7 protein-coding genes are annotated in these 11,753 nt (G+C 67.0%); 6 read left to right on the top strand and 1 reads right to left on the bottom strand.

The genetic code is table 11. The features are described from left to right. Positions 1 to 77: 77 nt before the first annotated feature. The 6 genes from K3A84_RS07400 to glgX all read left to right on the top strand — a co-directional run bounded on the left by K3A84_RS07400 (position 78) and on the right by glgX (position 10,957). Complete coding sequence (locus K3A84_RS07400; RefSeq protein ID WP_225008906.1) at positions 78 to 2,501, top strand: glycogen/starch/alpha-glucan phosphorylase; 2,424 nt, start codon at positions 78 to 80, stop codon at positions 2,499 to 2,501. A gap of 7 nt (positions 2,502 to 2,508) precedes the next feature. Further along, on the top strand, positions 2,509 to 4,677 hold the full coding sequence (glgB, locus tag K3A84_RS07395; RefSeq protein WP_225008678.1) for a 1,4-alpha-glucan branching protein GlgB: 2,169 nt from the start codon (positions 2,509 to 2,511) through the stop codon (positions 4,675 to 4,677). Beyond that, positions 4,674 to 5,936, top strand: a complete 1,263-nt coding sequence (gene glgC, locus K3A84_RS07390; protein ID WP_225008677.1) for a glucose-1-phosphate adenylyltransferase — start codon at positions 4,674 to 4,676, stop codon at positions 5,934 to 5,936. The genes glgB and glgC overlap by 4 nt, the downstream gene beginning before the upstream one ends. A gap of 127 nt (positions 5,937 to 6,063) precedes the next feature. Beyond that, on the top strand, positions 6,064 to 7,509 hold the full coding sequence (gene glgA, locus K3A84_RS07385) for a glycogen synthase GlgA (RefSeq protein WP_225008676.1): 1,446 nt from the start codon (positions 6,064 to 6,066) through the stop codon (positions 7,507 to 7,509). After that, complete coding sequence (locus tag K3A84_RS07380) at positions 7,506 to 9,134, top strand: alpha-D-glucose phosphate-specific phosphoglucomutase (protein WP_225008675.1); 1,629 nt, start codon at positions 7,506 to 7,508, stop codon at positions 9,132 to 9,134. The genes glgA and K3A84_RS07380 overlap by 4 nt, the downstream gene beginning before the upstream one ends. Further along, positions 9,131 to 10,957 carry a glycogen debranching protein GlgX gene (gene glgX / locus K3A84_RS07375; protein WP_225008674.1) on the top strand — a complete coding sequence of 609 codons (1,827 nt, stop codon included), beginning with the start codon at positions 9,131 to 9,133 and terminating at the stop codon, positions 10,955 to 10,957. Before K3A84_RS07380 ends, glgX begins: the two co-directional genes overlap by 4 nt. Here glgX and K3A84_RS07370 read toward each other — a convergent pair. Further along, positions 10,937 to 11,605, bottom strand: coding sequence for an RBBP9/YdeN family alpha/beta hydrolase (locus K3A84_RS07370; RefSeq protein ID WP_225008673.1), 669 nt, complete (start codon positions 11,603 to 11,605; stop codon positions 10,937 to 10,939). The genes glgX and K3A84_RS07370 overlap by 21 nt on opposite strands. Positions 11,606 to 11,753: the final 148 nt, after the last annotated feature.

Here is an 11,753-nt window from a genome sequence, read left to right as displayed (position 1 = left end):
GCCGGGACAACTGGTCCGCTTGTGCGGTGGCAACGCCTTTGCGCATGGCTGGACCCCACCAGGTGGAGCGCATTGCCATGAGCCTCGATATCCCCTTGAGCACCGGCTCCAAAGCCGCCGAGATCGACGCCCACATCATCGACGTGCTGCGTCATCGCGTGGGCAAGGACGAGCGCGCGGCCAAGCCCCACGACTGGTTCACCGCCGCCGTGCTGACGCTGCGCGATGCGGTGATCGACCGCTGGATGGAATCCACGCGCAAGACCTACGACGCCAGCGGCAAGCGCGTTTACTACCTCAGCCTCGAATTCCTGATCGGCCGCCTGCTGCGCGATGCCCTGTCGAACATGGGCCTGACGCGCGAGATGGAAAAGGCGCTGGCCAGCCACGGCTTCGACCTTGCCGCGCTCGAAGACCTCGAACCCGACGCCGCGCTCGGCAACGGCGGGCTTGGCCGACTGGCGGCGTGCTTCATGGAAAGCCTCGCCAGCCTCGACATCCCGGCCTACGGCTATGGCATCCGCTACAAGAACGGGATGTTCCGCCAGCGCATCGACGATGGCTGGCAGGTGGAATTGCCCGAAACCTGGCTCAGCCACGGCAACCCGTGGGAGTTTGATCGCCGCGAAAGCGCCTATCGCATCGGCTTTGGCGGCGAAGTGATCGACCGCGGCGATGGCGTGGAATGGAAGCCTGCCGAACAAGTCGAGGCGAGCGCCTTCGACACGCCCGTCGTCGGCTGGCGCGGCAAGCGCGTCAACACGCTGCGCTTGTGGACCGCGCGCGCGCTCGATCCGATCCGGCTTGATGCTTTCAACGCAGGCGACCACGTCGGCGCGCTGGTCGAAGACGCCCGCGCCGATGCGCTGGTGCGCGTGCTCTATCCTGCAGATTCCACGCCATCTGGGCAGGAACTGCGGCTGCGGCAGGAGTATTTCTTCACCTCCGCCTCGATCCAGGACATCGTCCGCCGTCACGCACAGTACCACGGCGACGTCCGCACCCTGCCCGACAAGGCCGCGATCCAGCTGAACGACACGCACCCCGCCGTGGCCGTGGCCGAAATCATGCGCATCCTCGTCGACGTGCATGGGCTCGAGTTCAACGAGGCATGGGAGGTGACGAGGAAGACCGTCGGCTACACCAACCACACCCTGCTGCCCGAAGCACTGGAAACCTGGCCGCTGCCGCTGTTCGAACGGCTGCTGCCTCGACACATGCAGATCATCTACGCGATCAACAGCCGCGTGCTGCGCGAAGCGCGCAAGGCAGGGCTCGACGATGGCCAGGTTGCCGCGATCAGCCTGATCGACGAACATGGCGAACGCCGCGTGCGCATGGCCAACCTCGCCTTCTGCGGCGCGCATTCGGTCAATGGCGTGGCCGCGCTGCACACCGACCTGATGAAGTCGACGGTCTTTTCAGACCTGCACGCGCTCTACCCCGATCGCATCAACAACAAGACCAACGGCGTTACCCCGCGCCGCTGGTTGCAGCAGTGCAATCCGGGTCTTGTCGGCGTGCTCAAGGACGCGATCGGCGACGGTTTCCTCGACGATGCGGAAAAGCTGGCCGACCTCAACGCGCTGGCGGGCGACGCGGCGCTGGGCGAACGCATCGCCGAAGTGAAGCGCGCCAACAAGGTGGCGCTCGCCGCGCACATCAAGCAGATCACCGGCGTCCGGCTCGATCCCGATGCGCTGTTCGACGTGCAGATCAAGCGCATCCACGAATACAAGCGCCAGCTTCTGAACCTGATCGAGACGGTCGCGCTCTACGACCAGATCCGCAGCCACCCCGAACGCGACTGGGTGCCGCGGGTGAAGATCTTCGGCGGCAAGGCGGCACCGAGCTACCACAACGCCAAGCTGATCATCAAACTGGCCAACGACATCGCGCGGCGCGTCAATTCCGACCCTTCGGTCGGTGGGCTGCTCAAGGTCGTGTTCGTACCCAACTACAACGTCAGCCTGGCCGAACGCATCATCCCGGCGGCCGACCTGTCCGAACAGATCAGCACGGCGGGCATGGAAGCCAGCGGCACCGGTAACATGAAGTTCGCGCTCAACGGCGCGCTCACCATCGGCACGCTGGATGGCGCGAACGTCGAGATCCGCGACCATGTCGGCGCGGACGACATCGTGATCTTCGGCCTGACCGCCGACGAAGTGCAGGAACAACGCGCGGGCGGCTACAACCCACGCGCGGTGATCGAAGGCAGCCGCGAATTGCGCCAGGCGATCAACGCCATCGCCAGCGGCGTGTTCAGCCCCGACGATCCCACCCGCTATGCCGATCTGATGGGCGGGCTCTACGACAGCGACTGGTTCATGGTCGCCGCCGATTTCGACGCCTACCACGCCGCGCAGCGCAGCGTGGACAAGCGGTGGGAAGACCCGAAGGGCTGGCGCACCAGCGCCATCCGCAACATCGCCAACGTCGGCTGGTTCTCGTCCGACCGCACCATCGGCGAATACGCCCGCGACATCTGGGGAGTCTGACAAGGCCATGCAACCGAGCGCGCGTGCCATCGATGCCCTGCTGGAAGGCACGCACGCCGACCCGTTCGCGCTGCTGGGTGTCCACCCCGGCCCGCAAGGCGCCTTCGCCCGCGCGATCCTGCCGGGGGCGGAGGCGGCAGAGGCCTTCGCGCTCGACGGCACGACGCTGGGCACGCTGACGCGGGTCGATCCGCGCGGGTTGTTCGAAGGCACCGTCGCGGGCACCCCGCAGCCAGTGAAGTATCGGTGCAGCCATGGCCCGCACGTGTGGTGGTTCACCGATCCCTACTCGTTCGGGCCGGTGCTTGGGCCGACCGACGATTTCCTGATCGGCGAAGGCACGCACTTCCGCCTGTTCGACAAGATGGGCGCGCACCCGATCGAGCATGAAGGCGCGCAGGGCGTTCATTTCGCGGTGTGGGCGCCCAACGCCAGCCTCGTCGCCGTGGTGGGCGATTTCAACGACTGGGACCACCGCCGCCATCCGATGCGCAAGCGCGCCGATACCGGCGTGTGGGAGATCTTCCTGCCCGACATCGGCACGGGCCGCGCCTACAAGTACCGCATCGTCGGGCCGGATGGCACGGTTCAGCCGCTCAAGGCCGATCCTTACGCCTTCGCCGCCGAACTGCGCCCCGCCACCGCCTCGATCGTGGCGCGCCCCGGCAAACCCGACTGGGACGACGAGGCGCACCGCGCGCACTGGGCCGGGGCCGACGCGCGGCGCGAACCGATCTCGATCTACGAAGTCCACCCCGGATCGTGGCGCAAGCCGGGCAGCGCCGAGTTCTGCAGCTGGGACGAACTGGCCGACCAGCTCATCCCCTACTGCATCGACATGGGCTTCACCCATATCGAGTTCATGCCGGTATCCGAACATCCCTACGATCCTTCGTGGGGCTACCAGACCACCGGCCTTTACGCCCCCAGCGCCCGCTTCGGGGAACCGGCGGGCTTCGCGCGCTTCGTCGATGGCGCGCATCAGGCGGGGCTTTCCGTGCTGGTCGACTGGGTGCCCGCGCACTTCCCGACCGATGCCTTCGGCCTGTCGCGCTTCGATGGCACCTACCTGTATGAACACGAAGACCCGCGGCTCGGCTTCCATCCCGACTGGAACACCGCGATCTACAATTTCGGGCGGCGCGAGGTCGAAGCCTTCCTGATCAACAACGCGCTGTTCTGGGCCGAGCAGTACCACGTCGACGGGCTGCGCGTGGATGCGGTCGCCTCGATGCTCTACCGCGACTATTCGCGCAAAAGCGACGAATGGATCCCCAATGACGAGGGCGGGCGCGAAAACTGGGAGGCGGTGCGCTTCCTGCAGGGCATGAACCGCGCGATATACGGCCAGCACCGGGGCGTGATGACCGTGGCCGAAGAATCCACCTCGTGGCCTGGCGTCACCATGCCGGCACACGAAAAGGGTCTCGGTTTCGGGTTCAAGTGGAACATGGGCTTCATGCACGACACGCTGAAGTACATGGCCCGCGATCCGGTCCACCGCCGCTACCACCACGACGAGATCACCTTCGGGCTGGTCTATGCCTTCGCCGAGAATTTCGTCCTGCCGCTGAGCCATGACGAGGTCGTCCACGGCAAGGGCAGCCTGCTGAACAAGATGGCGGGCGACGACTGGCAGAAGTTCGCCAGCTTGCGCGCCTACTACGGGCTGATGTGGGGCTATCCCGGCAAGAAGCTGCTGTTCATGGGGCAGGAGTTCGCGCAAGCCCGCGAATGGAGCGAGGCGCGCTCGCTCGACTGGGACCTGCTGGCCCACGAACCCCACGCCGGAATGCAACGCTGGGTGCGCGACCTGAACGGCACCTATCGTGACACGAAAGCGCTCCACGCGCGCGATTGCGAGGCCGAGGGCTTCGAATGGCTGGTGGTCGACGATGCGCTGGCAAGCGTGTTCGCATGGGTGCGCAAGGCCCCCGGCGCCAATCCCGTGGCAGTGGTCTGCAACATGACGCCGGCCACGCACGATCACTATCGCCTGCCCCTGCCGCACGATGGCGTGTGGCGCGAAGTGCTCAATTCCGATGCCGCGCACTACGGCGGATCGGGCCGGGGCAACATGGGACAGATCGAGGCACAGGACGGGGCGGCGCTGATCGTCCTGCCGGGGCTTTCCACGCTGATGTTCGAATTTCTCGGGAGCGGAGAAGAAGGATGAGGGACAGGTCTTACGGTCAACCACTGGCGCGCGATGCCATGGCCTATGTGCTGGCAGGCGGGCGCGGCAGCCGCTTGAATGAACTGACCGACAACCGCGCCAAGCCCGCGGTCTATTTCGGCGGGGTCAGCCGGATCATCGACTTCGCGCTGTCCAACGCGATCAATTCAGGTATCCGCCGCATCGGCGTGGCCACGCAGTACAAGGCGCACTCGCTGATCCGGCACATGAACCGCGCGTGGAACTTCATGCGCCCGGAACGCAACGAAAGCTTCGACATCCTGCCCGCCTCGCAGCGGGTGTCGGAAAACCAGTGGTACGAAGGCACAGCCGATGCCGTGTTCCAGAACATCGACATCATCCAGGCCCATGCGCCCAAGTACATGGTCATCCTGGCGGGCGATCACATCTACAAGATGGACTACGAGCTGATGTTGCAACAGCACGTCAACTCGGGCGCGGACGTGACCGTGGGCTGTCTTGTCGTGCCGAAGAAAGAAGCCACCGGTTTTGGCGTGATGGCGGTCGATGCCAACAGCACGATCACCGCCTTCGTCGAAAAGCCCGCCGATCCACCGACGATTCCGGGCGATGATGCGCATTCGCTGGCGTCAATGGGCATCTACGTGTTCGAGACGAAGTTCCTGTTCGAGCAGCTGCGCCGCGATGCCGACGATCCCGCCTCGTCGCGCGATTTCGGCGGCGACATCATCCCCTACATCGTCAGGCACGGCAAGGCGGTGGCCCACCGCTTCACCGAAAGCTGCGTGCGCGCGGCCGAGGAGATCGAGGAATACTGGCGCGACGTGGGCACATTGGATGCCTACTTCGACGCCAATCTCGATCTCACCGACACGGTCCCCAAGCTCAACATGTACGACCGCGACTGGCCGATCTGGACCGATCAGGTCGTCGCAGCCCCTGCCAAGTTCGTACACGACCAGGAAGGGCGGCGCGGCATGGCGATCTCCTCGCTGATCTCGCAGGACTGCATCGTCTCGGGCGCGCTCGCCCGCCGCTCGCTGCTGTTCACCGGCGTGAAGATGGGCTCGTTCTCGTCCGTCGAGGAAGGGGTGATCCTGCCCTACTGCAACATCGGGCGCGGCGCGCGATTGAGCCGGGTGATCCTCGATTCGGGCGTGCGCATTCCCGAAGGCCTGGTCGTGGGCGAAGACCCCGAACTCGATGCCCGTCGCTTCCGCCGCACTGAAAACGGTGTGTGCCTGATCACCAAGCGGATGATCGAGGCGCTGGCGTGATGCCTGCTGCCTGCCCACCCCTAACCCCTCCCGCCTGCGGGAGGGGAACAAGCTGGCGTAACCTTCTCCCCTCCCGCAGGCGGGAGGGGCCGGGGGTGGGCTCGCTGCAGGCGAAAGGCGTGCGCCGATGACCAACCTGCGCGTCCTCTCCATCGCCTCCGAGGCGGTGCCGCTGATCAAGACCGGCGGCCTGGCCGACGTGGCGGGCGCCCTGCCCGCCGCCGTCGCGCCGCATGGCGTAGCCATGACCACGATCCTGCCCGGCTATCCCAAGGTGCTGGCCGCGCTGGGGAAGGCGAAGTCCGTGCATGCTTGGCCGTCGCTGCTGGGCGAACCCGCAAGGTTGCTTGGCGGAAAGCTGGGCGAACACCCGCTGCTGGTGCTTGATGCCCCTGCCTATTTCCAGCGCGACGGCGGGCCTTATGCCGATGGTGCGGCGCGCGACTGGGGTGATAACTGGCGGCGCTTCGGCGCCTTTGCACGCGCGGCGGCGGACGTGGCGGCAGGCGCGGTGAAGGGCCACGCCTTCGACCTTGCCCATGCCCACGACTGGCAGGCGGCGATGACGCCCGCCTACCTGCGCTATGCCGGTTCCGCCCTGCCCTCGGTGATGACCATCCACAACATGGCGTTTCAGGGCCACTATGGCGCGGACGTGTTCCCGGCACTGGGCCTGCCGCGCGAAGCCTTCGCCATTGATGGCGTGGAATACCATGGCGGCGTCGGCTTCCTGAAAGCAGGGCTGGAAGCCGCCAGCGCGATCACCACGGTCAGCCCGACTTATGCGCGCGAAATCCGCACGGCGGAATTCGGCATGGGCCTTGAAGGGCTGATCCGCAGCCGGGGCGAGCGAGTCCACGGCATCGTCAACGGCATCGACACGCGCGAATGGAACCCGGAAAGCGACCCCGCGCTCGCCCAACGCTTCGGCTTGCGCACCCTGCACAAGCGCGTGGCCAACAAGCACGCGCTCGAGGCCGAGTTCGGGCTCGACAGCCATGACGGGCCGCTGTTCGTCGTCATCACCCGCCTGACCTGGCAGAAGGGCATGGACGTATTGCTGGAGGTGATCGACCACCTGGTCGGTCTCGGCGGCAGGTTGGCGCTGCTCGGATCGGGCGATGCCGCGATGGAAGCAGGCTTCCATGCTGCCGCAGCGCGCCATCCGGGCAAGGTCGCAGTGCGCATCGGCTATGACGAGGCGCTGTCGCACCGGATGCAGGCGGGTGGCGACGCCATCCTCGTGCCCAGCCGGTTCGAGCCTTGCGGCCTGACCCAGCTCTATGGCCTTGCCTACGGCTGTGTGCCGGTGGTGAGCCGCACCGGCGGTCTTGCCGATACGGTGGTCGATGCCAACCTTGCCGCGCTGGCGGCAGGCGCGGCAACCGGGGTGCAGTGCAACGCCGTGACCTATGGCGCGCTGGCCGATGCGATCGACCGCACCATCGCGCTGCACCGCCAGCCGGACACATGGCGCGCGATCCAGCGCGCAGGGATGAAAAGCGACTTTTCGTGGGGCCGCAGCGGCAAGGCCTATGCCGACCTCTACGCTTCGCTGGTGGAGGCCGCATGATCACGACCGTTCCGACGACGCCCTATGCGGGCCAAAAGCCCGGCACGTCCGGCCTGCGCAAGAAGGTCAAGGTCTTCGCGCAAGCAGGCTATGCCGAAAACTTCATCCAGTCGGTGTTCGACGTGGTGCAGCCCCGGCCCGGCGCGACGCTGGTGATCGGCGGCGACGGCCGGTACTACAACCGCACCGTCATCCAGCAGGCCCTGCGCATCGCCGCCGCCAATGGCTATGGCCAGGTGCTCGTCGGCCGGGGCGGCATCCTATCCACGCCCGCGGCCAGCCACGTGATCCGCCGGTATGGCGCGAGTGGCGGGCTGATCCTGTCGGCCAGCCACAACCCCGGCGGGCCGGACGAGGACTTCGGCATCAAGTACAACACCGCCAACGGCGGCCCCGCGCCCGAAGGCGTGACCGATGCCATCTACGCCCGCACGCAAGCGATCGACCGCTGGCTGACGGTCGAGGCGGAAGACATCGACCTCGACACCTGCGGTTCGGTCGCCGTGGGCGGCATGACCGTGTCGGTGATCGACCCGGTGGCCGACTATGCCGACCTGATGGAAACGCTGTTCGATTTTCCCGCGATCCGGCAGGCGGTGGCGCGCGGCTTCACGATGGCGTTCGATGCCATGCACGCCGTCACCGGGCCATACGCGGTCGAGATCCTTGAAAACCGTCTCGGCTTCGCGCCCGGCACAGTGCGCAACGGCGTTCCGCTGGAAGACTTCGGCGGGCACCATCCCGATCCCAACATGGTCCACGCGCACGCGTTGTTCGACCTGATGTTTTCCAATGATGCGCCCGATTTCGGCGCGGCGTCGGATGGCGATGGCGATCGCAACCTGATCGTCGGGCGCAATCGCTTCGTCACCCCGTCGGACAGTCTCGCCATGCTGGCCGCCAACGCACACCTTGCGCCGGGCTACCGCCACGGCCTCAAAGGGATTGCTCGCTCGATGCCGACCAGCGCGGCGGCGGACCGGGTGGCGGCGGCGCTGGGCATTCCCTGCTTCGAAACGCCCACGGGGTGGAAGTTCTTCGGCAACCTGCTCGATGCCGGGATGGCCACGATCTGCGGCGAGGAAAGCGCCGGAACCGGCAGCGACCACGTGCGCGAGAAGGACGGGCTGTGGGCGGTGCTGCTCTGGCTCAACATTCTCGCCGCGCGCCAGCAGAGCGTCGATGCCATCGCGCGCGAACACTGGCAGCAGTACGGGCGCAACTATTACGCGCGCCACGATTACGAGGCGCTGCCGACCGAGGTGGCCGAGGTGCTGATCGCGGAACTGACCGCCGCACTGCCGGGGCTTGCAGGCAAGGCGTTCGGCGCGCTGGTCGTGGAACGGGCCGACAGCTTTTCCTATCTCGACCCGGTGGATGGTTCGACCAGCGCCAACCAGGGCCTTCGCGTGCTGTTCGAAGGGGGATCGCGCATCGTGTTCCGCCTTTCGGGCACGGGCACCGAAGGCGCGACGCTGCGCGTCTATCTCGAACGCTACGAACCGGCCGAAGGGCTGCTCGATCGGGACACGCCCGATGCGCTGGCCGACCTGATCGCCGCAGCAGATGCCGTGGCGGGGATCGTGCGCCACACCGGCCGGACCGCGCCCGACGTGGTGACGTGACCGCCCGCGTCGACGGCAGCCGCACCCGCTTCTCGGTCCGCGCGCCGTTGGCGGACGCGCTCTGGCTCTGCCTGTTCGATGGTGACGGCGAACGCCGCGTGGGCATGGCGCGGCAGGGCGACGGCTGGGCGGTCGATCTGCCCGGCGATCTTGCAGGCGCGCGCTACGGCTTTCGCGCCGAGGGGGAATGGGCGCCGGAGCGCGGCGCATGGTTCGATCCCGCCAAGCTGCTGGTCGATCCGCACGCGGTCGAACTCGACGGCCCCTTCCGCTTCGATGCGCGCCTATCGCAATTCGGCGTCGATACCGCGCCGCTTGTGCCCAAGGCGGTTGTGCCGGGCGCGCTGCCCGTGGTGCCCGCTGCCCCGCCATTGTTCCGGCGCGGCGGGGTGATCTACGAAGTGAACGTGCGCGGCTTTACCATGCTGCACCCCGATGTGCCGCAAGCGCAACGCGGCACGGTGGCGGCGCTGGCGCATCCGGCGGTGCTGGCACACCTCAAGACGCTGCACGTCACCGCCGTCGAACTGATGCCGATCGTGGCATGGATCGACGAGCGCCACCTACCGCCGCTGGGGCTGGCCAATGCATGGGGCTACAACCCGGTGGTGCCGATGGCGCTCGACCCGCGCCTGTGCCCTGGTGGGGTGGAGGAGCTGCGCGAGACAGTGGCCGCGCTCCATGCCGAGGGCATCGGCGTGCTGCTCGATCTGGTGTTCAACCATTCGGGCGAGAGCGACATGCTGGGGCCCGTGCTGTCGTTGCGGGGGCTCGACAACGCAGCCTATGCCCATGCGCCCGATGGCAGCCTGATCAACGACACCGGCTGCGGCAACACGCTCGATTTCGGTAATCCGGCCGTGCGCGCGCTGGCGCTCGATACGCTGCGGCACTTCGTGGCCCATTGCGGCGTGGACGGCTTCCGCTTCGACCTCGCCACGGTGATGGCGCGATCACCCGGCTTCGACGCGCAAGCGCCGATCTTCGCCGAGATCGCCGCCGATCCGCTGCTGGCCGACCGGGTGCTGATTGCCGAGCCGTGGGACATCGGCCCCGGCGGCTACCAGCTGGGGCAGTTCCCGGAAAACTGGCTCGAATGGAACGACCGCTTTCGCGACGACGTGCGGCGGTTCTGGCGCGGGGACGCAGGCGTCGGGCTGCTGGCGACGCGGCTGGCGGGATCGGCCGACCTGTTCGGCAAAGGCCCTTCGCGCTCGGTCAATTTCCTCGCCGCGCACGACGGATTCACGCTGGCCGACACGGTTTCGTTCAATAGCCGCCACAACTGGGCCAATGGCGAGGACAACCGCGACGGCCACGGCGAAAACTTCAGCTGGAACAACGGCGTGGAAGGGCCGAGCGACGATCCGGCGATCGTGGCGCGCCGGGTTTCGTTGATGAAAGTCATGCTGACGACATTGTACGTGTCAACGGGCACGGTGCTGCTGACGGCGGGCGACGAATTCGGGCGCAGCCAGGGCGGCAACAACAACGCCTATGCGCAGGACAACCCGACGACGTGGATCGACTGGGCGCGGCGCGACCTTGGGCTGGAGGAGCATGTCGCCGCGCTGGGCGCGTGGCGCGCGGCGAACCTGGCGCGGTTCGTCCAGTTTCCGGACGATGGGCGCTGGCTGACCTGCGACGGAAGACCAATGGATTCAGAGACTTGGGAGAATCCAACAACCACCGGCCTCAGGTGGGAGCACGGGGAACCGGCGCGACCCTTCGGCTTTGCCGTGGATCGCGTCGGCCCGTACGCCGAGCCAGTGGGAGACGCGCCCTGGAGGGATGGACGCGGCTCAGGCTCCGAGGCGTCTTAGCGCGGGATCGATGAACCGGCGCTGACCGGCGCCGTAATGCGCCGCCCCGTCATCGAGCGACAGCGGACGCGGCAACAGGCGGTTGAGCAGCAGGCGCCCGAAGGTCCAGTCGCCCAGCCCCGAGCGCGCGTTGATGTGGCCGGTGGCCCCGGCGTCGGCAAAGCTCGCCCCCCACGTTTTGGCCAGCGTACGCGCGGTACCGAAGGGCATGTAGGGATCGTCGCGGCTGGCCACGAGCACGCTGCGGAAGGGCAGTTCGCCCTGCACCACGGGCGCGAACCGCGTGAGCCGGCGGTCGATGGGCGCGTCTTCCACATCGGGCGGGGCGACGAGCAGCGCGCCGATCACCTTGCCGAGTACGTCGCCGCCCGACAGGCGTTCGTATTCCGCCCACCAAGCAACGGCGTGGCAGCCGAGCGAGTGCGCGACGAGCACCACGGGGCGGTCGGCGCGGTCGACCGCCAGGTTGATCTTGTTGACCCAGGTATTGCGGTGCGGATCATCCCACAGGCCGAGGTCGACACGGCGGCACAGCGGCAGCGTCTCTTCCCAGCGGGTCTGCCAGTGGCCCTGCCCGCTGTTGCCAAGGCCGGGAACGATAAGGAGCAGGGGATCGCCCTGCGCCGCGTTGGTCTGTTCGAAAGCCATCGGTACTCTCCTGAAAGAGGGGTGGCCGGTCGACTCGGAATACGTCCCGACAATGCAGGCAGAGATAACTCTACTTTTTAGATAGACAACAGATTGGCGACGAGGCGTGATGGATTGTCGCCCGGCTGCGACAGGAGAGGTTCGTCAA

The sequence above is a fragment of the Novosphingobium percolationis genome, assembly GCF_020179425.1.
Classification (GTDB): Bacteria; Pseudomonadota; Alphaproteobacteria; order Sphingomonadales; family Sphingomonadaceae; genus Novosphingobium; species Novosphingobium percolationis.
Note: the sequence above shows the minus strand (reverse complement) of the source record. Positions and strands in the feature narration are given on the sequence as shown.

Coding starts and splice junctions, on each gene's coding strand:
- K3A84_RS07400 (WP_225008906.1), top strand. CDS start 78: ATGAGCCTCGATATCCCCTTGAGCACCGGCTCCAAAGCCGCCGAGATC.
- glgB (WP_225008678.1), top strand. CDS start 2,509: ATGCAACCGAGCGCGCGTGCCATCGATGCCCTGCTGGAAGGCACGCAC.
- glgC (WP_225008677.1), top strand. CDS start 4,674: ATGAGGGACAGGTCTTACGGTCAACCACTGGCGCGCGATGCCATGGCC.
- glgA (WP_225008676.1), top strand. CDS start 6,064: ATGACCAACCTGCGCGTCCTCTCCATCGCCTCCGAGGCGGTGCCGCTG.
- K3A84_RS07380 (WP_225008675.1), top strand. CDS start 7,506: ATGATCACGACCGTTCCGACGACGCCCTATGCGGGCCAAAAGCCCGGC.
- K3A84_RS07370 (WP_225008673.1), bottom strand. CDS start 11,605: ATGGCTTTCGAACAGACCAACGCGGCGCAGGGCGATCCCCTGCTCCTT.